Raw genomic sequence first — 20,756 nt, 5'->3', positions numbered from 1 at the left:
CATTGGTGGATTCGGTCGATGATCGAGACCACTTCAGGGGGATATCCCCGCCAGCCGCGTCATGGTCGCCAACGCGTCATCGACGGCGTGGAAGTCGGCGGTGTTGTCGAAGACGCACCAGACCGGCCGCAGCGCCGCCTCCGCCAGGAACCGTTCGGCCAGCGCGTCCAGCACCGCCGGTTCGTAGGCCGAGTGGTACATCACCGGCGAGCCGTGCAGCCGCCAGTAGCGCAGACCGTCCCAGCCCCCCGGCTCCCCCGCCCCCGGCACCGGGGCCGGATCGGTGGCGACGCGGGCGACGCGGTGGGCGGCCAGCAGAGACTCGGCCATGTCGGTGAACCATGAGGCATGGCGCGGCTCGCACACCACGTCGCCGCCAAATTGGGCGCCGTCGAACTTGGCGCGCAGCAGGGCGAAGAAGTCCTCCGCCACCGCAGGGTCGAAACGCAGGCTGGGCGGCAGTTGCACCAGCAGCGGGCCGAAGCGGTCGCCGAGCATCCCGGCTTCCGCCAGGAAACGGTCCAGCGCCGTCTCGATGCCGACCAGCTTGGCCTCGTGGCTGATCGCCTTGGGCAGCTTCACCGCGAAACGGAAGCCCAAGGGGGTGGAGGCGGCCCAGCGCGCCCAGGTCTCCGGCCTGTGCGGACGGTAGAAGCTGCTGTTCACCTCGGTCATCGGCATGACGCGGGCGGTGCGTTCCAGATGGGTGCCATCGACCGGAAAGGCGGGGGCCGAGAGCTTGGGGATGCTCCAGCCGGCGGTGCCGATCCGGATCGGGTGCACCGTGGGTTCCGCCATCACTCGGCCGGAAGTCCCGAAACGGGGATGGTTCCGTCATCACCGTGCCGGCCACGCCGGGCGCGCAGCGACTCGGCCTCGACGAAGATGCGGCGGATGATCGGGTATTGGCTGCGGATGCGGCTTTCCAGCGTGCAGACGGCGTCCTCCACCTCGCGGGCGTTCAGGCTGTCCTGGAACTCGACCGACAGGTTCAGCAGCACATCGTCCGGGCCCATATGCATGGTCAGCACGTCGAGCGGGCGCTTCACCCGCGCCTCCTCGCCGACGATGCGGCGGATGCCCTCGACGACGCGGCGGTCGGCCGATTCGCCGATCAGCAATCCCTTCGACTCGTAGGCCAGCAGCGCCGCGACGACCGCCAGCACCACGCCGATGGCGATGGAGGCGTAGGCGTCGAAGACCGGGTTGCCGGTCACCTCGCCCAGCGTGAGGCCGATGCCGGCCAGCAGCAGGCCGATCAGCGCCGCGGTGTCCTCCAGCAGCACGACGAAGACCGACGGATTCTTCGAGCGGTGGACGGCGGACAGGATGCCGACGCCGCTCTGGCCGCGGCGGAACTCGCGCAGCGCGACGATCCAGGAAAAGCCCTCGAACAACACGGCGAAGCCCAGCACGGCGAAATTGACCCAGGGGCTTTCGACCGGCTCGGGATGGGACAGCGCGTGCCAGCCGTCATAGATGGACAGGCCGGCACCGATGCCGAACAGCAGCACGGCGACGACGAAGGACCAGAAATACACCTCGCGCCCATGGCCGAAGGGGTGTTGCGGCGTCGGCGGACGGCGGGCGCGGCGGATGCCATAGAGCAGCAGAAGCTGGTTGCCGCTGTCGACGACGGAATGGATCGCCTCGCTGAACATGGCTGCGCTGCCGGTCATCGCGCTGGCGACGAATTTGGTCAGCGCGATCATCAGGTTGCCGCCGAGCGCGGCGAGCACGACCTTGGTGGAGCCTTCGGCCAAAACGGGAACCCTTCACTGGAGCGTACGGACTGCGCATGAGCAACGTCCATCCGCCACAGCGGTTCCCTATGTCTTAAGCCATCAAGGCCCGCGCAGGGTGCGCCAGGCGCAGACCGCGGCGTAATAGACCGAGGTCGCCAGCCACAGGCCGAACAGCCAGCCGGGCCGCGCCGGCTCCAGCACCACCAGCGCGATGCAGCAGAGCAGCCACACCGTGGTCACGCCGATGTTCAGCGGCATCAGCGCCTTGACGCGGAAGGGATGCAGGAACTTGACGGTGGTGAAGGTCAGCAGCCCCAGCGCCACCACCACCGCGGCATTGAACCAGGGATTGAGGTCGAGCAGCCAGAGATAAAGGGCCACCACGTTCCAGATCGCCGGGAAGCCGACGAAGTAGTTGTCGCCGCTCTTCATCCCGACATTGGCGAAGCAATAGAGCGCCGTCAGCAGGATCCAGGCGGCAAGGCCGACGCTGACCAGCCCCTCCGGCAGCAGGCCGAAGCGGTGCATGAACACCGCCGGCACCACGACATAGGTCAGGTAGTCGATGACGAGGTCCAGCGCCGAACCGTCGATGCCCGGCAGCACCTGCTTGACCGAGACCCGGCGGGCCAGCGTGCCGTCGACGCCGTCGACGACCAGCGCCACGCCCAGCCACATCAGGCACAGCTTGGCGTCGCCCGCCGCCGCCGCGAGAAGGCCGAGCAGCCCCAGCACGGCGCCGCTGGCCGTGAAGATGTGAACGCCCCAGGCCGACAGCCGATGGGTGATTCCGTAGGCGGCGCTCATGCCGATGTTTTCCGTGGGTGGCGAGGACAAGGCTTTGACCTGGACGGGGCGGGGCTGGAACGATAGGCGGTGGGGCGGGCGGATTTTCTGACACAGATGGACGCAGATAAACACAGAATTGTGGGGGTACGAAACCCCCGGTTCCGCCCACGCTGAGGTGCGCCGCCTTCCCTGCCCCGTCCGTCAGGCCGCCCGCACCCCGCCCTGCCGGAAGGCCGGGCGGCCGGCCAGCGCCTCGGGCATCGGGCCGCCGGTCGCCCAGTCCAGCAGTTCCACCGTATGGACCACCGGCAGCCCGGTGCCCGACGCGATCTGGGTGATGCAGCCGAGATTGCCGGCCGCCACCGCCTGGGCCTGGGTGCTTTCGATGGCGGCGACCTTGCGGTTGCGCAGTTCGCCAGCCAGCTCCGGCTGCAGCATGTTGTAGGTGCCGGCCGACCCACAGCAGAGATGCGCGTCGGGGATCTCCTTCACTTTGAACCCGGCGGCGCGCAGCAGGGCGCGCGGCGGCTCCTTGATGCGCTGGCCGTGCTGCATCGAGCAGGCGGAGTGGTAGGCGACCGCCTGCCCGGTCTCCACCACCGGCCGGGCCAGCCCGATCCCGTCCATCAGTTCGGTGACATCCTTCGCGAGTGCAGCCACCCGCGCCGCCTTGGCGGCATAGGCGGCATCCTCGCGGAACAGGTGGCCGTAATCCTTGACGCTGGTGCCGCAACCGGACGCGTTGATGACGATGGCGTCCAGCCCCTCCCCCTCGATCTCCCTGGTCCAGGCGTCGATGGTCTTCTTCGCGGCGGCGTGGGCGAGATCCTCCTTGCCCATATGGTGCGTCAGGGCGCCGCAGCAGTCGGCGCCCTTCGACACCACCACCTCGACCCCATGGCGGGTCAGCAGGCGGATGGTCGCCTCGTTGATCTGCGGGGCCAGCACCTGCTGGGCGCAGCCGATCAGCAGGGCGACCCGCTTCCGGCGCGGCCCCTCCGCCGGATGCACGCCGGGCCGGTCGCTGTAGCTCGGCGCCGGCACGCTGGCCGGGGTCAGCGCCAGCATTGCCGACAGCCGCTTGGGCAGCATCGCGCGGAACGGTCGGCCAAGCGACGCCCCAAGCAGGGCAAGCCGGAACAGCCGCGGGTTGGGCAGCACCCGCGCGATCAGATCGCGCACCGCCCGGTCGGCCGTCGGACGGCTGTGGGTCGCCTCGATGTGGGCGCGGGCGTGATCGACCAGATGCATGTAATGGACGCCCGACGGGCAGGTCGTCATGCAGGACAGGCAGGACAGGCAGCGGTCGATGTGCTTGACCGTGCTGTCGGGCGGCGGCCCGCCCTTCTCCAGCATGTCCTTGATCTGATAGATGCGGCCGCGCGGGCTGTCCAGCTCGTCACCCAGGATGGTGTAGGTCGGGCAGGTCGCCGTGCAGAAGCCGCAATGCACGCATTTGCGCAGGATCTGCTCCGAGTCGCGGATCGCGGCATCGGCCAGCTGGGCGAGCGAGAAGTTGGTTTGCATCGAGGTCGGTCTTCCCGTTACAGCCCCGCATACATGCGGCCGGGGTTGAGGATGCCCTTGGGGTCGAAGCTTTCCTTGACCCGGCGGCTGAGCGCCATCAGCGGCTCGGGCAAGGGCTGGAACACGTCCGTCGCCGCGCGCACCGGTTCGGGCGCCCGCACCAGCGTGGCATGGCCGCCGGCGGAGAGCGCCGCACGGATCGCTGTCCCCGAGTCGGGGCGCGCGGTCAGCCAGACCAGCCCGCCGCCCCAATCGTAGAAGGCCTCGACATCAAGCGTCCGGCGGATGGCCTCGACGGTCGAGGGGCCGGCGGACGGTGGAACGGACAGTTTCCAGAGCTGGGCGTCGGTGCCCTCCCCCAACCCCGCCCCGTCCCGAACCTCGCGCCAGACCGCCAGCGACTCGTCACGGCCCAGCACGGCGTCGGCCCGCAGCTCCTCGCGCAGCATGGTGACGCGCGCGGCGACCGAGGGACCGAAGCCCTCCAGCCGCACCAGAGTCGCGGCCCCACCCGCCCCCGCCACGGCGGACACGCCGGACCGCGCGGCGATGACCGCCGGCAGATGGGCGGCGCCCGACACCTCGTAGGGGCTGCGCAGCGCGCGGTCGAGCACCGCCACCGCCGCCCTGTCGTCCAGCCCGAACAACAGCAGGGTTGCGCTGTCCTCCGGCGCCGGCAACACCTTCACAGTGATCTCGGTCAGCGCGGTCAGCGTGCCGAAGGAGCCCGCCATCAGCTTCGGCACGTCATAGCCGGTGACGTTCTTCACCACCTTGCCGCCGCCCTTGTAGGCCTCGGCCCGGCCGCTGACCCCGGCGATTCCCAGCGTGTGGTCGCGGGCGGACCCCGCCGAGATGCGGCGCGGCCCGGCCAGCCCGCTGGCGACCAGCCCGCCGAGCGTCCCGCCTTCGGGAGGCTCGAAGGCCAGATGCTGCCCGCGCTCGGCCAGCATGGAGCGGATCAGGTCCATGCGCGTGCCGGCCAGCGCCGTCAGCACCAGCTCCTCCGGCTCATAGGCGATGACACCGGACAGGGCGGACAGGTCGAGCGCGTGGCCGGCCTGTACCGGACGCCCCAGCCCGCGGCGGCTGCCGCTGCCCAGGATTTCCAGCGGTTCGCCGGCCGACAGAGCCCAGCGCACCGCGTCTGTCACCTGTGCTGCGGTTTCCGGCTTCAAGGTGGTGATGGTCATGGCGAAGGGCGGCCCCTCAGAAGCGCGGGATGTCGGGGAAGCGCAGCTCCCCCTGGTGGACGTGCAGCCGGCCAAGCTCGGCGCAGCGATGCAGAGTCGGGAAGACCTTGCCCGGATTCAGCAGACCGTCGGGGTCGAAGGCGCATTTCAGCCGCTGCTGCTGCTGCAAATCGGCCTCGTCGAACTGGTCGGTCATCAGGTCGCGCTTCTCGACGCCGACGCCATGCTCGCCGGTCAGCACGCCGCCGACCTCGACGCACAGGCGCAGGATGTCGTTGCCGAACTCCTCCGCCGCCTCCAGCTCGCCCGGCTTGTTGGCGTCATAGAGGATCAGCGGGTGCAGGTTGCCATCGCCGGCATGGAAGACATTGGCGACGCGCAGGCCGCAGCGGTCCGACATCTCCTGCATCCGTTGCAGCACCAGCGGCAGCGCCTTGCGCGGGATGGTGCCGTCCATGCAGTAGTAATCGGGGCTGATGCGGCCCACCGCCGGGAACGCCGCCTTGCGCCCGGCCCAGAAGGCCAGCCGCTCCTCCTCGCTGGTCGAAACGCGGGCATAGCAGGCGCCCTTGTCGCGGGCGATCGCCTCCACCCGGTCGATCAAATGGTCGACCTCCGCCGCCGGGCCGTCCAGCTCGACAATCAGCAGCGCCTCGACGTCCAGCGGGTAGCCGGCATGGACGAAGGCCTCGGCCGCATGGATGGCGGGGCGGTCCATCATCTCCATGCCGCCGGGGATGATGCCGGCGGCGATGATGGCCGCCACGCAGTCGCCGCCCTGCTCGCTGCTGGGAAAGCCCAGCAGCACCGCACGGGCGGTGGCCGGCTTCTTCAGGATGCGCACGGTGACCTCGGTCACCACGCCCAGCAGCCCTTCCGACCCGGTGACGATCCCCATCAGGTCGTAGCCGCCGGCATCGAGATGCTTGCCGCCCAGCCGCAGGATGGTGCCGTCCATCAGCACCATCTCCAGCCCAAGCACATTGTTGGTGGTCAGCCCGTATTTCAGGCAGTGCACGCCGCCGGAATTCTCGGCGATGTTGCCGCCGATGGTGCAGGCGATCTGGCTGGACGGGTCGGGGGCGTAATAGAAGCCTTCATGCGCAACGGCGTTGGAGATGCCGAGGTTGGTCACTCCCGGCTGCACGGTGACGCAGCGGTTGGCATAGTCGATGTCGAGGATGCGCTTGAACTTGCCCATGCCGAGCAGCACACCGTCGGCGAGCGGCAGGGCGCCGCCGGACAGCGAGGTGCCGGCGCCGCGCGGCACCACCTTCACCCCCATCGCCTTGCAGGTCTTCAGGACCTGGGAGACCTGCTCCACCGTACTGGGGAGCACGGCTACCATCGGCAGCTGGCGGTAGGCGGTCAGCCCGTCGCACTCGTAGGCGCGCAGCTCGTTCTCGTCGACGATCACGCCTTCGCCGGGAACGATGGCGCGCAGCGCCTCGACGATCTCCCGGCGGCGGGCAATCACCCCGCTGTCCGGCACCGGCATCTTCATGGCGGGCGGTCCTTATCCCGTTGCGGCGAACTCGTCCGCCACACGTACCATCCGCCGCGATCCCAATACAAGACGATGCGGCGGCCGGGATGCAGGCACCTGAAAACGCAAGAGCCGCACCCGAAGGCGCGGCCCTTGCGTAAACACCCGATGACGGAGAGGCAGGGCGCGATGCCCGGCCTCGCAGTCGATCGATCCTTGCGGATCGATCAGCCCTGGCGGGCCTTGAAACGGGGGTTCTGCTTGTTGATGACGTAGACGCGGCCCTTGCGGCGGATTACGCGGCAGGCCTTGTGGCGCGTCTTCATCGACTTCAGGGAGTTGACGATTTTCATGATGCTGTTCCTGAACGCTCGGCGGCTCGATTGAAGGCGCGCACCATAGTGCGGTGCCCACCGACTGTCAACGCCCGGGAACGCCCCGAAACAGCGAGCTTCGCCGCCCGCTTTCCGCACCGCACCCGCGACGCCGGAACGACAGGTGCGGGAAGGATGGACGGAAGCACATACTTTCAATACACGATACCCCGGTATGTTCTCCAATAAAGAGCAATATGCCGGGCATTCTGATAAATGGTATGGAAGATATACAACTTGGCGTTAGAGGCTGCCGACGGGCTGTGAGCGGAAGACGACTATCCCCCATCGATTCTCGACTTGGCACCGCCCAGCCAAAACCAACAAAACCCACCAGACAATCGAGCCATTACACAGTATTTACTTATCATACCCCAGCACAGTCACCAATCCTTCTCAATATTATGCGGTGTATTGACGCGACGACACGAAATCGTATGCTGCGGAGTTGAAGGGCTGTTCTTGCTGATGTAGGAACATCCTCAGATATTCAGCGGCATCCGCGCCGCATCCGCGCATGATTACAGCCGACCTTGCCGGGATGGCTGCCGATTCGTGCCGGATCGGCCCGGACTCCGCCCCGCTCCTGCGCAGGACGTGCCGCACAGGGCCGTCCGCGCAACGCATCATCGATGGGGGGATCATGAAGTTCTGGAAAGCTCTCTCTCTGGCAGCCGCGGCCGGCGCGCTGTTCATGTCGGCCACGAACGCCGAGGCGGCCTATCCGGAGAAGCCGATCACGATGATCGTGGCCTTCGGCGCCGGCGGCGGCACCGATCTGCTGATTCGCGCGCTGGCGCCCTTCCTGGAGAAGCAGCTGGGTGACGGCAGCCGGGTCGAGGTGGTGAACAAGCCCGGCGCCGGCGGCGAGATCGGCTTCGCCGCCATCGCCGACGCCGCGCCCGACGGCTACACCATCGGCGCCATCAACTCGCCGAACGTCAACGCCATCCCGATCGAGCGCCAGGCCCGCTATTCGCTGGACCGTCTCGACCCGCTCTACAATCTGGTGGACGATCCCAGTTCCTTCGCGGTCCAGAACGAAGGACAGTTCAAGACGCTGACCGACGTGGTGACCTTCGCCAAGGCCAACCCGAACACCGTCACCGTCGGCACCACCGGCATCGGCTCCGACGACCATCTGGCGATGCTTGTGTTCCAGCGTCAGGCCGGCGTGACCTTCACCCATGTGCCCTTCCAGGGCTCCGCCGCCAACGAGGCGGCGCTGGCCAACAAGAAGATCATGCTGAGCGCCGTGAACATCGGCGAGGCGATGCAGTACAAGCAGAAGGACCCGATCACCGTCCTGGGCGTGATGGCCGAGAAGAAGGTGGAGCAGGCCCCCGGCGTCGGCACCTTCAAGGAGCAGGGCTTCAACGCGCTGATGTCGTCGCTGCGCGGCATCGCGGCGCCGAAGGGTCTGCCGCCGGACGTGCGGACCAAGCTGGTCGACGCGCTGGGCAAGGCCGCCAACGATCCGGGCTTCCAGGCCAAGGCGAAGGAGCTGTACCAGCCGGTCCGCCTGCTGCCGCCGGAGCAGTACGCCGCCGAACTGGCCGAGTCGACCAAGGAACTGCGCGAGCTGTGGGCGACCAACCCGTGGCTGAAGTAAGAGCCGGGTAGGGTTCGGACAAAAAGAAGGGGCGCCGGCGATCTGCCGGCGCCCTTTTCATATCCCTCAGGACCAACGCTCATGCCGGCCCCATCACTTCAGCCAGGGCGTTTCCTTCCAGATGGCGCGGAAGGTGGCCTCCTGGCTCTTCAGCTCCACCGCATACTGGTCGGGAGGGAGCAGGCGCAGCGGCTGGTAGGCCTTTCGGGCGATCTCCTGGAACTCCGGATGCTGGACCGCCTTGGCGATGGCGTCGACCAGCTTCGCGCGGATGTCCGGCGGCAGGCCCATCGGGGCCGCGAGGCCGCGCAACGACGACATCTTCACGTCGAAGCCCAGCTCCTTGAAGGTCGGAACGTCGGTGGCCTGCTCCGACCGCTGCTCCGTCATCACACCGAGGATGCGGATCGGGTCACCTTCGCGCGCCCGCGCCGATTCGCCGATGTTCATCGAGGTGACCTGGATGTGCCGGCCCAGCAGCGCCCGGTGGGCATCCGCGCTGCCCGGGAAGGGCACATGGGTCAGTTGGGTCTGGGTCAGGCGCTGGAACATCAGCATCGCCAGATGATCGTCGGAGCCGATGCCGGTGGTGCCGACCGTCACATTGTTCGGGTTGGCCTTGGCGAAGGCGGCGACGTCGGCCAGCGTCTTGAAGGGGCTGTCCTTGTGGACGACGAAGGAGCCGGGATCGTCCACCAGATTGTAGAGCGGGTCGAGACGGTCGAGCGAGAAGCGCGCATGCCGCTCGATCGGAATGGTCACGACGTTGGGCGAGTTGATAAGGCCGATGGTGTAGCCGTCGGGTGCCGCGTCGGCGATGGCGGCGAAGCCAATCTCGCCACCGGCGCCGGGACGGTTCATCACGATCACCCGGGCGCTGCCGCCCAGTTCCTTCTCGATGAAGGGGGCGAGCGACCGGACGATGAAATCGGACCCGCCGCCGGCGGCATAGCCGACGATCAGACTGATCGGCTTCTCCGGATAAGCGGCCCAGGCCGCACCCGGCACCGCCAGCGCGATGGTCGCCGTCAGCCCGGCGGCGACGCACCCGACAACCGCAGCCAGCCGCCGCAACCCGCGCGAGAAGGCGCCAATCCGGCTGGTCCCGGCCGCCCGTGTCGCTTCAACCTGAACGGCGGAATGCGCGTTCCTAACCATACATCGCCTCCTTCGGTTCGCATCCGCCCTACAATCGGAACCGCCCCGGCAAGCCGTCCCGGGACCGTCACGCAGGCGGATGCGGCATCTTTCAATTGCTTTTTATCAACCAGCAGACGCCGATCCGGCGCCTTCTTGCGGCAATCCCCATCGTAGAGGCGATTTTTCAGCAATCAACCTTCGTTTCGATGTTTTCAGTTTCGTTCAGATAATCTAATACTTGTTCAACCGTCAGCGTTCACACGTCATAAGGATTGTCCGGCGCGCACAGCACCGGATGCCGTTCATTCGCGAAAGGCTGTTCCCGGCATGACCGTTCACAAGGATTTCGCCCGCCCCGACGCCGTCACGGTCGAGGCGCTGCGCACCCAGTCCCCCGCCACCCTGCACGAGGCGATGGGCAAGAAGGGCGCCATGGGCCACCCGATCAAGCCGCTGTTCCCCGGCATGCGGCTGTGCGGTCCGGCCCTGACCGTGTCCTGCGGCCCGACCGACAACCTGATGATCCACATCGCGGTGGCGCTGGCCAAGCCGGGCGACGTGCTGGTGGTGGATTTCAAGGGCATGACCGACGCCGGCCCCTGGGGCGACATCCTGACCGCGTCGGCCATCGCCCGCGGCCTGGGCGGGCTGGTGATCGACGGCTGCGTGCGCGACGCCGCCGCCATCCGCGACATGGGCTTCCCGGTGTTCTGCCGCGGCACCAACATGAAGGGCACCAACAAGACCGACGCCAAGGGCGACGTCAACACCACCGTCGTGGTCGGCGGCGTGATGGTCTCGCCGGGCGACATCGTGGTCGCCGACGACGACGGCGTGGTGGTGGTGCCCCAGGATCTGGCCGCCGACACGCTGGAGAAGGCCGCCGCCCGCGAGGCCGCCGAAGCGGCCTACCGCCACAAGCTGGAGGCGGGCGAGACGACCATCGAGCTTCTGAACCTGAAGCCCTATCTCGACGCCGCCGGCATCACGCTCTGATCCGTCCTCCGACCGCCCCTCCAGCGAAGTCTTCCCGCCATGCCCGACATCATCATTTCCGAGTTCATGCAGCCCAGCGCCGTCGACGAGCTGCGCCGCGACTTCGACGTCCATTACGACGAGACTCTGTATAAGCGCCTGGACGAGCTGTACGCGATGGGCGGCACCGCCCGCGCCATCTGCATCCGCAACGAGACGGAGATCCGCGGCGCCTTCTTCGACGCCTTCCCCAACCTGAAGGCGGTCGGACGGCTGGGCGTCGGGCTGGACAACATCGACGTTCCGGCCTGCCAACAGCGCGGCATCGCCGTGCTGCCCGCCACCGGCGCCAACGAGGTGTCGGTGGCCGAACTGGCCATCGCCGGCCTGATGATGCTGGTGCGCGGCACCACCTATTTCGCGACCCCGGACGTGGTCGCCGGCAAATGGCCGCGCGGCCGGCTGATCGGGCGTGAGGTGTCGGGCAAGACGCTTGGCATCGTCGGCTTCGGCCGCATCGGCCGCCATGTCGCCCGCCGCGCCCAGGGGCTGGACATGACGGTGATCGCCGCCGACCCGCATGTGCCGGCCGACGATCCGGTCTGGGCCCGCATGGGGGTGGAGAAGGTGTCGTTCGACCGCATCTGGGACAGCGCCGACGCGCTGTCGCTCCACCTGCCCTACACGCCGGACACCCACAATCTGGTCAGCGCCGAGGTGATCGCCCGGCTGAAGCCCGGCACCATCCTGGTCAACGTCGCCCGCGGCGGCATCGTCGACGAAACGGCGCTGGCCGAAGCACTGAAGAGCGGCCATCTCGGCGGCGCCCTGCTGGACGTCTATGCGACGGAGCCGCTGCCCGCCGACAACCCGTTCCAAGGCGTGCCGAACCTGATCCTGACCCCGCACATCGGCGCCACCACCGACGAGGCGCGCATCCGCACCGGCCACATGATCGCCGACAATGTCCGCGCCGTGCTGAACGGCACCATCCCGGACACCGCGATCGTCTGACCGCGTCCGCTTCGCGACGATAATGGGCCTTCCTCCGCCGGCAAGCGGGGAAAGGCCCTTTTCGTGCCCGGCTTGCAGTCGCCGGGCAAAAGGCGGAGAGTCGCGGCCTCCCGCCCACCGGTTCCGGAATCCCCTCCCTTGCGGCTGCTGCTGATCGAAGACAACCGCCGGCTGGCTGCCCTGACCGCCGAGGGGCTGGGCAAGGCCGGCTTCGCCGTCGACCTCGTCCACAGCGCCGAGGATGCGTCGGCCGCGCTGGCCGTCGCCGGGTTCGACGCCGTGCTGCTCGATCTGGGATTGCCCGATGCCGATGGGCTGACGCTGCTGTCCGCCCTGCGGGCGCGGGCCGACGCCACGCCGGTGCTGATCCTGACCGCCCGCGATTGCGTGGATGACCGGGTCAGGGGACTGAACCTGGGGGCCGACGACTATCTGGTGAAGCCCTTCGCGCTGGAGGAGCTGGTCGCCCGCATCCGCGCCCTGCTGCGCCGGCCGGGGGCGGCGCTGGGGATGGTGCTGCAACAGGGCAACCTGGCCTTCGATTCGGCCGCCCGGCTGGCCAGCGTCGCCGGCAGACCGCTGGACCTCAGCCGCCGCGAGTTGGACGCGCTGGAACTGTTGATGCGCCGTGCCGGCCGGGTGGTGTCGAAGGCGGCGCTGGAGAACGGCCTGTACAGCTTTGGCGAGGAGGTCGGGTCGAACGCGGTGGAGGTTCTGATCCACCGGCTGCGCAAGCGGCTGCAGGCGGCGGGCGCCACCGCCGGCGTCCAGACCCTGCGCGGCATCGGCTATATCCTGACCGAAAGCCCACTTGAAAAGGCGGCGGAGACAGAGGCGGAGAGCGGGGAATGAGCGGCGGCACCGACAAAGGCAGCCCGCCGTCGCTGCTGGCCTCGATCGCGCGCTGGCTGGTGCTGGTCACTCTGCTGGCGGTCGCCACCACCGCCCTGCTGCTCTATGTCGAGTTCAAGGGTACCCATGACCGCATGCGCCAGCGCACCCTGTCCGGCGTCGCCCGCGTGATCGAGAAGGCGGTGCGCACCCCCGATGCCGGGAAGACCGACGACAGGCTGAACACCGTGCTGCCCGAGTCGGTCCAGGCGATGCTGCGGGTGAATGCCGCCTCCTTCGCGCTGGTCGATGGCGAGGGCCGGCTGCTGCTCGGCTCCGCCGGGGTGGAGGGTCCGCTCGACCCCGGCGCGACCGAACGGGCGCGCAGCGTCTTCCGGGTGCCGGCCCAGAATGGCGAACCGCCGCTCTACGGCCTCAGCCACCGCATCGAGGTCGGCGGCCGACCCTATTGGATCCAGGTGGCCTCCGGCGAGGAGGAACTGCACATCGAATGGCTGCTGGAGGAGTTCGTCGAGCATTTCGGCTGGATCTGGCTGCCCTTCGCCCTGGTGCTGATCCTGGTCAATCTCGTCATCATCCACCGCGGCCTGCACCCGCTGCGCCGCGCGTCGGCCCGCGCCGCGGCGATCGGGCCGGACAGCGTGTCCGAACGCCTGCCGGAACAGGGCATGCCGCGCGAGGTGCTGCCGCTGGTCCGCGCGGTCAACCAGGCGCTCGACCGGCTGGAGGCCGGTTACGAGGCCCAGCGCAGCTTCATCGCCGACGCCGCGCACGAGCTGCGCACGCCGCTGGCGGTGCTGGACGCCCATCTGGCGCTGATCGGCGCTCCCGGCGCCCCGATCCGCGCCGACGTCGCCGGGATGGCCAGGCTGGTCGATCAATTGCTCGATCTGGCGCGGCTGGACGCCCTGCGCATCGCTCCCGACGAGTCGGTCGACCTGTCGCAGCTGGCGGTGGAGGCCGCCACACATCTCGCCCCGCTGGCGCTGGGCAAGGGCCGTCTGATCGAGGTGATCGGCGACGACCGGCCGCTGCCGGTCCGCGGCGCCCATGACCCGCTGTTCCGCGCCCTGCGCAATCTGGTGGAGAACGCCGTCTGCCACGCCCCGGCCGGCAGCACGGTCAGCGTCGAACTGGCGCTGGCCGCCGACGGAGCGCCGCTGCTGCGGGTGATCGACCACGGCCCCGGCATCCCGCCTGAGCTGCGCGCCCGCGTATTCGAGCGTTTCTGGCAGGGCGACCGCGACAGCCGCCCCACTCCCGGAGCCGACGGCCCCGAAATCAGTGATAACGGAATCAGCGGTAACGGAACCGGTGGGGCCGGCTTGGGCCTGTCCATCGTTGCACGCACAATGGCGGCGCATGGCGGAACCATTTCCGTCGAGGACACTCCAGGCGGGGGGGCAAGCTTCACCCTGCGCTTTCCGCCTATGCCGTGGCGAAGCGACGCAGCACGGCCGATTCCGGCCGCCACCGGCGCCCTGTAAGCCACACGTAAGCTGGACAGGCTAGACCGGTGGGGAACTCTTTCCCCTGCCAGGATGACCGCCGATGCTGTCCGCCACCTCCATCACCTCTCCGTCGTCGATGCCGTCGCCGCTCCAGAGCCGCCAGACCACGGCCGCAACCCAGGGCCTCGACAGCGACGGCGACCGCGACAACGACACGCGCGAGAGCGCCGCCGCCCAGGCCGCCGAGCAGCGCAGCGCCGCCCCCAGCCTGCCGACGGACCCCAACCGCGGCCGCACGCTGAACATCACCGCCTGACTGTCACCGCCTGAACGGAGGCGCGTTTTCCAATGACCACCACCTACAGCGCCACGCAGAAAGCCCTGCACTGGCTGATCGCGCTGCTGATCGTCGGCGTCTATCTGCTGACCTTCGGCGAGGATTTCTACGAACGCGGGCACCCGATGCGGGCCACCATCTGGTGGCTGCACATCTCCTTCGGCCTGGGCCTGCTGGCGCTGGTGCTGGCGCGGATCGTGCTGCGCCTGACCCGCGGCACCCCCGCCCTGCCGCCGGAGATGACCCCGGCCGAACGCGGCGCCTCCCACCTCGTCCATTTCGGTCTCTACGCCCTGATGCTGGCGATCCCGCTGGTGGGCGTGGTGCTGACCTGGCTGCGCGGCGATACGCTGACCTTCTTCGGCCTGTTCACCATCCCCTCCCCCGTCGAGACCGACCGCACGCTCGGCCGCTCGGTGAAGGAGATCCACGAGCTTGGCGCCAACCTGATCCTCGCCCTTGCCGCCCTGCACGCGGCGGCGGCGCTGTGGCACCATTTCATCCGCCGCGACGGCGTCCTGGTCCGGATGCTGCCCGGCCGGCATCGGGGGGAGCAACACGGTCTCGCCGACTGACCCAGCCGGTCTCTTTTGCCATCGGCGCGAGCACCACCCCTGTGCGCTCGCGCATTCCGACGCTATACTTGCCGCCATACATACGCATGGCGACGAACGATGGCAGGACGCAGGACGGCAGGACAAGCCGGCGCTGGACGCAGGCGGAAGTCGGGCAAGGATAGAGGGGCGCAGATGGACGATGCCGGCCTGACCGCCGGCCTTCTGCCCTTTCCGGACACGCCGTCCTCACCGGTGGACGATGGGCCGATCGATAGACCGACCGAGGAGCCGGTCGCCGTCCCGCCCTCCGCCCCGACCACTCCCACCGATGCGGAAGACTCCTCCGAGGACGGCGACCCCCATTACATCGACCATCGCGAACGGCTGCGCCGCCGCTTCCTCGACCGCGGGCCGGACGCACTGGACGATTACGAACTCTTGGAGATGGTGCTGTTCGCCGTCAGCCCGCGGCGCGACGTGAAGCCGCTCGCCAAACTGCTGATCCGGACCTTCGGCGACCTGTGGGGGGTGGTCAACGCCCCGCCGGAACGGCTGCGCGGCCTGAAGGCGGAGAATGTGTCGCTCGGCACCGACAACGCCATCGCCACCGTGCGCATCGTCGGGGCGGCTGCCCTGCGCGCCTTGCGGCAGCGGGTGATCGACCAGCCGGTTCTCGCCTCCTGGCAGGCGCTGATCGACTATTGCGCCGCCGCCATGGCGCATGAGCCGACGGAACAGTTCCGCCTGCTGTTCCTCGACCGCAAGAACAAGCTGATCGCCGACGAGGTGCAGCAGCGCGGCACCATCGACCACACCCCGGTCTACCCCCGCGAGGTGGTGAAGCGGGCGCTGGAACTGTCGGCCGCCGCCGTGATCCTGGTCCACAACCACCCGTCCGGCGACCCCACCCCCAGCCGCGCAGACATCGAGATGACCAGGGAGATCGTGCGCGCCGGCAACGCCGTCGGCCTCGTCGTGCACGACCATCTGGTGATCGGCAAGGGCGGCCGGCACACCAGCTTCAAGGCGCAGCGCCTGCTGTGAGTCGGCTCTGGCCGGCCGGTCTTCCCCCGCTTGCCATGCAGCCGCGCCATGCGCCGCCACTTTGCATTTGCGAATCGGTCGCCATTTTGTTGACCTGACGGTGACCCGCCGAAAGAACGACCGACCGCATGTCCTCCTCGCCCTTCCCCCTGAAGCGCCGCAGCCTGCTGATCGGGTGTGGCGCCCTGGTGCTGATGTCCGACCGCGCGCTGGCCGCCCCCGCCGCGCCGCGCCGCCTCAGCCTGAGGAACGAGCACACCGGCGAGACCTTCGACGGTCCCTACCGCGATGCCGACGGCCCGCTGCCCGACGCGATGACCGACCTCGCCAAGTTCCTGCGCGACCACCGCGCCAACAAGGAAGGGCCGGTCGACGTCGGCACGCTCGACTTCCTGGCCGACGTCCTGGAGGCTGTCGGCCAGTCCAAGGCGACCATCCTGTCGGCCTTCCGCACGCCGGAAACCAACGCCATGCTCGCCGCACGCAGCCTGGGCGTGGCGGAACACAGCCAGCATCTGGTCGGCCGCGCGCTGGACATCACCCTGCCCGCGCGCCTGCCCGACGCGCACCGCAGCGCTCTGGACCTGAAGCGCGGCGGCGTCGGCTGGTATCCGCGCTCCCACTTCCTGCACATCGACACCGGGCCGCTGCGCAGCTGGGAGATGTTCGGCCAGAACCTGGACGGCCTGTTCGCCCCCGGCGCCCGCAGCACCCGCCTGCGCACGGTGTCCCAGCGCATGCAGCTCCACCGCGCGCTCGCCCGCCGCCAGATGCTGGGACGGAAGTGAGGCTGGATCTTTCCGCCATACCGGTGTAGGGAAGTCCCCATGATCGACCGCATCGTCAACCGCACGGCCCTTGCCGCCCCGATGTATTATCCGCCGCTCACATAGCGCGGCGTCGATCGGTCATACCCGAAACCATGCCGTCGCAAGTCCGGCGGCCATGGTTCTCTCCCCATACAGAGACAGTCTCCGGACGGCCCGGCCAACCGTAGAGACGTCCTTCATGCCGACCCGTTCCAACGCCGCCGATTTCCTGCATATCCTGCGCGAACGCGGCTTTCTCCATCAATGCAGCGATCCGGCCGACGATCTGTCGGGCCTTGCCGCCGCGGCACCCGGCGGGGTGCTGACCGCCTATGTCGGCTTCGACGCCACGGCGTCCAGCCTGCATGTCGGGCATCTGCTGTCGATCATGGCGCTGCGCTGGCTTCAGCGCACCGGCAACCGCCCGATCGTGCTGATCGGCGGCGGCACCACCAAGATCGGCGACCCCAGCTTCCGCGACACCACGCGGCCGATGCTGGACGACAGCCAGATCGCCGCCAACGCCGCCGGGCTGCGCCGCGTCTTCGGCCAATACATGAGCTTCGGGGACGGCCCGTCGGATGCCGTCATGGTGGACAACGCCGACTGGCTGGACGGGCTGGACTACGTGCCCTTCCTGCGCGACGTCGGCCGCCATTTCACCATCAACCGCATGCTGAGCTTCGAGTCGGTGCGCCAGCGCATGGAGCGCGAACAGCCGCTGACCTTCCTGGAGTTCAACTACATGATCCTCCAGGCCTATGATTTCCTGGAGCTGTCGCGGCGCCACGGCTGCCTGTTGCAGATGGGCGGGTCGGACCAGTGGGGCAACATCGTCAACGGCATCGAGCTGGCCCGACGGGTGGAGCGGCGCGAGCTGTTCGGCCTGACCACGCCGCTGCTGACCACCGCGTCGGGCACCAAGATGGGCAAGACCGCCGGCGGGGCGGTGTGGCTGAACGCCGACGCGCGCAGCCCCTTCGACTTCTGGCAGTTCTGGCGCAACACCGAGGATGCCGATGTCGGCCGCTTCCTGCGCCTGTTCACCGAACTGCCGCTCGACGAGATCGCCCGGCTGGAACGGCTGGAGGGTGCCGAGATCAACGAGGCGAAGATCGTCCTGGCGACGGAGGCCACCCGCCTGTGCCACGGTGCGGCGGAAGCGGAAAAGGCAACGTCGGCTGCCGGCAGCCCCTTCGCACCCGGCGGCGACGGTCTGCCGGAAGTCACCCTGCCGCGTGAGAAGAGGACCGGGGGCGTGCCGCTGGTCGATGCGCTGGTGGCGGCCGGCCTGTCGGTCTCCAAGGGGGCGGCGCGCCGCCTGATCCGTGAGGGCGGCGCGCGGCTGGACGGCCAGCCGGTGACCGACGAGGCGGCGATGCTCACCGCATCGGCCGTGCTGTCGGCCGGCCGCAAGCGTCACGTCCGCCTGATCGTCACCGCCTGATCGGAACCGGTGGCGTCAGCCCTCCAGCTGGCGCCACATCTCCATGTCGCGCTCGGCGGTCCAGATGCGCGGATCGACGTGGCCGGTCGCCTCGTCATAAGCGCGGGTGACGTTGAAGGGCATGCAGTGGTCGAAGATCACCCAATGGCTGAACTTCGGCTTCAGCGCGGCGTAGGTGTCCTTGTAGATGGCCCGCAGGTCCTTGCCGGCGGTGACCCCCTGCTTGACCAGCTCGAACAGTTCGCTGGTGAAGGCGCGGGTGCCGCGCAGCCCCTCCTGCACCTGGTCCGCCGTGGTCAGGGCGGCGCCGCGGCCGGGCACCAGCTTCTCGGGCTTCAGCGCGGCGATGGCGTCGAGCGTCGCCGGCCAGTTGGTGAAATAGGCGTCGCCGCAATAGGGCGTGGCGCCATATTCGACGAGGTCGCCGGAGAAGAGGATCTTCTGCTGCGGCAGCCACACCACCGTGTCGCCCTTGCTGTGGCCACAGCCGAGTTGCAGCAACTGCACCTCCAGCGAGCCCAACCACATCGTCATCTGGCCGCGGAAGGTGATGGTCGGCCAAGTCAGGCCGGGAACCGATTCGACGGCGCGGAACAGGCGGGGGAAGCGGCCGATCTCGCTCGCCATGTCGGCTTCGCCACGCTCGACGATCAGGTCACGGGTGTCCTCGCTGGCGATGATCTGCTCCGGCGCATAGCCCGAGGCGCCCAGCACGCGCACCGCGTGATAGTGCGAGAGCACGACATGGCGGATCGGCTTGTCGGTGACCTCGCGAATGCGGCGGATGACGTCCTGCGCCATCACCGGCGTTGCCTGGGTGTCGATCACCATCACCGCGTCGTCACCGATCACGATGCCGGTGTTGGGATCACCCTCCGCCGTGTAGGCATAGGCGTTGTCCGACAGCTTGTCGAAGCTGACGGTCTTCTCGTCGAGGTCGGCGTGCGAAGCGAAGTTCTTGGACATCCGGTTTCTCCAAAGGCGCGGCCGATGCGCCCAACCCTCACGGGACGCACGGCCGTCATTGATCGGTTGGGCAAACCATATCGTTTCATATGAAACCATGCAACGCGTTTGGCGCCCGGATGTCGCAGATGGCAAGGGAGGACGGTAGGGTGGGAGGAGATAGAACAGCAAAAAGCCCGCACTCTCTTTGGAGTGCGGGCTTTTTGTTGAACTGGTTGCGGGGGCAGGATTTGAACCTGCGGCCTTCAGGTTATGAGCCTGACGAGCTACCGGGCTGCTCCACCCGCGGATGTTCGAGTGTGGGGTGACGGACTGTGAAGATGCGAGCATGAGCTTTGTGTTGAGCGTCTCTTGAGGCTGAGTGACCTGGCGGCGACCTACTCTCCCACGTCTTAAGACGCAGTACCATTGGCGCGGAGGCTTTTCACGGCCGAGTTCGGGATGGGATCGGGTGTTTGACACCTCGCCATGACCACCAGGTCACCCAGGCTCAAGACCGACGCTGTTTTTCCGAAGCTTGTAGCTTGTTCAGTGCAAGTGAGGTGAGGAGTATCGAACTGCGGCGCGTGCTGTCAAGCTGCTGTTTTGTGAGCAGGCTTGCTGCTGCGCATGGCGCGGTTTGTGGGGTCGAGATCAAGCCGATCGAGCGATTAGTAAGGCTTAGCTTCAGACATTGCTGTCCGTCCACATGCCTCCTATCGACGTGATGGTCTGTCACGGCTCTCAAGGGAGCTCTGGTTTAGAGGTGGGTTTCCCGCTTAGATGCTTTCAGCGGTTATCCCGTCCATACTTAGCTACCCGGCCATGCCACTGGCGTGACAACCGGTGCACCAGAGGTATGTCCATCCCGGTCCTCTCGTACTAGGGACAGATCCTCGCAAAACTCCGACACCCACGGCAGATAGGGACCGAACTGTCTCACGACGTTCTAAACCCAGCTCACGTACCACTTTAATCGGCGAACAGCCGAACCCTTGGGACCTGCTCCAGCCCCAGGATGTGATGAGCCGACATCGAGGTGCCAAACGACTCCGTCGATATGGACTCTTGGGAGTCATCAGCCTGTTATCCCCGGCGTACCTTTTATCCGTTGAGCGATGGCCCGTCCACGTGGAGCCACCGGATCACTATGGCCGACTTTCGTCTCTGCTCGACTTGTCAGTCTTGCAGTCAGGCGGGCTTATGCCATTGCACTCGACGAGCGATTTCCGACCGCTCTGAGCCCACCATCGCGCGCCTCCGTTACACTTTGGGAGGCGACCGCCCCAGTCAAACTACCCGCCATGCAGGGTCCCGGACCCGGATAACGGGCCACGGTTAGATGCCAGAGACTTCAAGGGTGGTATTTCAAGGTTGGCTCCACCCGGGCTGGCGCCCAGGCTTCCAAGCCTCCCACCTATCCTACACATGAAGTCCCTAGCACCACTGCAAAGCTGTA

Annotated in this window: 19 protein-coding genes, 1 tRNA gene and 2 rRNA genes (1 of these 22 cut by a window edge); 10 read left to right on the top strand and 12 right to left on the bottom strand. The window is 67.9% G+C overall.

Annotated features, from left to right (window positions below; all coding sequences use genetic code 11):
* Window positions 1–33: 33 nt before the first annotated feature.
* The 7 genes from E6C72_RS06450 to ykgO all read right to left on the bottom strand — a co-directional run bounded on the left by E6C72_RS06450 (window position 34) and on the right by ykgO (window position 7,093).
* Window positions 34–798 carry a DUF72 domain-containing protein gene (locus E6C72_RS06450; RefSeq protein WP_109443743.1) on the bottom strand — a complete coding sequence of 255 codons (765 nt, stop codon included), beginning with the start codon at window positions 796–798 and terminating at the stop codon, window positions 34–36.
* Complete coding sequence (locus E6C72_RS06445; RefSeq protein ID WP_109443742.1) at window positions 798–1,763, bottom strand: cation diffusion facilitator family transporter; 966 nt, start codon at window positions 1,761–1,763, stop codon at window positions 798–800. Before E6C72_RS06445 ends, E6C72_RS06450 begins: the two co-directional genes overlap by 1 nt.
* 81 nt (window positions 1,764–1,844) lie before the next feature.
* Entirely contained in the window at window positions 1,845–2,552 is a 708-nt protein-coding gene (gene pcsA, locus E6C72_RS06440; protein ID WP_109443741.1) for a phosphatidylcholine synthase, read from the bottom strand.
* Window positions 2,553–2,735: 183 nt separating this feature from the next.
* On the bottom strand, window positions 2,736–4,061 hold the full coding sequence (gene glcF / locus E6C72_RS06435; protein ID WP_109443740.1) for a glycolate oxidase subunit GlcF: 1,326 nt from the start codon (window positions 4,059–4,061) through the stop codon (window positions 2,736–2,738).
* A 17-nt stretch (window positions 4,062–4,078) separates the two neighbouring features.
* On the bottom strand, window positions 4,079–5,254 hold the full coding sequence (glcE, locus tag E6C72_RS06430) for a glycolate oxidase subunit GlcE (RefSeq protein WP_109443739.1): 1,176 nt from the start codon (window positions 5,252–5,254) through the stop codon (window positions 4,079–4,081).
* 16 nt (window positions 5,255–5,270) lie between these two features.
* Entirely contained in the window at window positions 5,271–6,758 is a 1,488-nt protein-coding gene (locus E6C72_RS06425; RefSeq protein ID WP_109443738.1) for an FAD-linked oxidase C-terminal domain-containing protein, read from the bottom strand.
* Window positions 6,759–6,967: 209 nt separating this feature from the next.
* Complete coding sequence (ykgO, locus tag E6C72_RS06420; protein WP_012973122.1) at window positions 6,968–7,093, bottom strand: type B 50S ribosomal protein L36; 126 nt, start codon at window positions 7,091–7,093, stop codon at window positions 6,968–6,970.
* Between the two features lie 664 nt (window positions 7,094–7,757).
* Here ykgO and E6C72_RS06415 point away from each other — a divergent pair.
* Window positions 7,758–8,726, top strand: a complete 969-nt coding sequence (locus tag E6C72_RS06415; protein WP_109443737.1) for a tripartite tricarboxylate transporter substrate binding protein — start codon at window positions 7,758–7,760, stop codon at window positions 8,724–8,726.
* 93 nt (window positions 8,727–8,819) lie between these two features.
* On the opposite strand, the gene E6C72_RS06410 is transcribed toward E6C72_RS06415, so the two are convergent.
* Window positions 8,820–9,884, bottom strand: coding sequence for a tripartite tricarboxylate transporter substrate binding protein (locus E6C72_RS06410; RefSeq protein ID WP_109443736.1), 1,065 nt, complete (start codon window positions 9,882–9,884; stop codon window positions 8,820–8,822).
* 309 nt (window positions 9,885–10,193) lie between these two features.
* On the opposite strand from E6C72_RS06410, the gene E6C72_RS06405 reads away from it, so the two are divergent.
* The 9 genes from E6C72_RS06405 to tyrS all read left to right on the top strand — a co-directional run bounded on the left by E6C72_RS06405 (window position 10,194) and on the right by tyrS (window position 18,352).
* Entirely contained in the window at window positions 10,194–10,862 is a 669-nt protein-coding gene (locus E6C72_RS06405; RefSeq protein ID WP_109443735.1) for a 4-carboxy-4-hydroxy-2-oxoadipate aldolase/oxaloacetate decarboxylase, read from the top strand.
* 39 nt (window positions 10,863–10,901) lie between these two features.
* The gene (locus tag E6C72_RS06400; RefSeq protein WP_109443734.1) at window positions 10,902–11,855 is read left to right on the top strand and encodes a hydroxyacid dehydrogenase; all 954 of its coding nucleotides are present in this window, start codon (window positions 10,902–10,904) and stop codon (window positions 11,853–11,855) included.
* Between the two features lie 138 nt (window positions 11,856–11,993).
* Window positions 11,994–12,707 carry a response regulator transcription factor gene (locus E6C72_RS06395; RefSeq protein WP_109443733.1) on the top strand — a complete coding sequence of 238 codons (714 nt, stop codon included), beginning with the start codon at window positions 11,994–11,996 and terminating at the stop codon, window positions 12,705–12,707.
* Window positions 12,704–14,194 carry a HAMP domain-containing sensor histidine kinase gene (locus tag E6C72_RS06390; protein WP_109443732.1) on the top strand — a complete coding sequence of 497 codons (1,491 nt, stop codon included), beginning with the start codon at window positions 12,704–12,706 and terminating at the stop codon, window positions 14,192–14,194. Before E6C72_RS06395 ends, E6C72_RS06390 begins: the two co-directional genes overlap by 4 nt.
* Window positions 14,195–14,258: 64 nt before the next feature.
* Complete coding sequence (locus E6C72_RS06385) at window positions 14,259–14,474, top strand: hypothetical protein (protein WP_109443731.1); 216 nt, start codon at window positions 14,259–14,261, stop codon at window positions 14,472–14,474.
* Between the two features lie 32 nt (window positions 14,475–14,506).
* Entirely contained in the window at window positions 14,507–15,070 is a 564-nt protein-coding gene (locus tag E6C72_RS06380) for a cytochrome b (RefSeq protein ID WP_109443730.1), read from the top strand.
* Window positions 15,071–15,244: 174 nt separating this feature from the next.
* A complete protein-coding gene (radC, locus tag E6C72_RS06375; RefSeq protein ID WP_247876023.1) occupies window positions 15,245–16,096 on the top strand; it encodes a DNA repair protein RadC in 852 nt (283 codons plus the stop codon).
* A gap of 128 nt (window positions 16,097–16,224) precedes the next feature.
* The gene (locus tag E6C72_RS06370; protein ID WP_109443728.1) at window positions 16,225–16,884 is read left to right on the top strand and encodes a DUF882 domain-containing protein; all 660 of its coding nucleotides are present in this window, start codon (window positions 16,225–16,227) and stop codon (window positions 16,882–16,884) included.
* A gap of 220 nt (window positions 16,885–17,104) precedes the next feature.
* A complete protein-coding gene (tyrS, locus tag E6C72_RS06365) occupies window positions 17,105–18,352 on the top strand; it encodes a tyrosine--tRNA ligase (protein ID WP_109443727.1) in 1,248 nt (415 codons plus the stop codon).
* A 15-nt stretch (window positions 18,353–18,367) separates the two neighbouring features.
* Here tyrS and E6C72_RS06360 read toward each other — a convergent pair whose 3' ends face one another.
* The 4 genes from E6C72_RS06360 to E6C72_RS06345 form a co-directional block, all read right to left on the bottom strand.
* Window positions 18,368–19,318 carry an MBL fold metallo-hydrolase gene (locus tag E6C72_RS06360; protein WP_109443726.1) on the bottom strand — a complete coding sequence of 317 codons (951 nt, stop codon included), beginning with the start codon at window positions 19,316–19,318 and terminating at the stop codon, window positions 18,368–18,370.
* Between the two features lie 212 nt (window positions 19,319–19,530).
* Window positions 19,531–19,606, bottom strand: a tRNA-Met gene (locus E6C72_RS06355).
* Between the two features lie 76 nt (window positions 19,607–19,682).
* A 5S ribosomal RNA gene (rrf, locus tag E6C72_RS06350) occupies window positions 19,683–19,798 on the bottom strand.
* Window positions 19,799–19,947: 149 nt separating this feature from the next.
* Window positions 19,948–20,756: ribosomal RNA gene (locus E6C72_RS06345) — 23S ribosomal RNA — on the bottom strand (it continues 1,937 nt past the right edge of the window).

It is taken from the genome of Azospirillum sp. TSH100, from assembly GCF_004923295.1.
In the GTDB taxonomy this organism is placed as follows: Bacteria; Pseudomonadota; Alphaproteobacteria; order Azospirillales; family Azospirillaceae; genus Azospirillum.
This window is presented reverse-complemented; position numbering and strand designations above follow the sequence as displayed.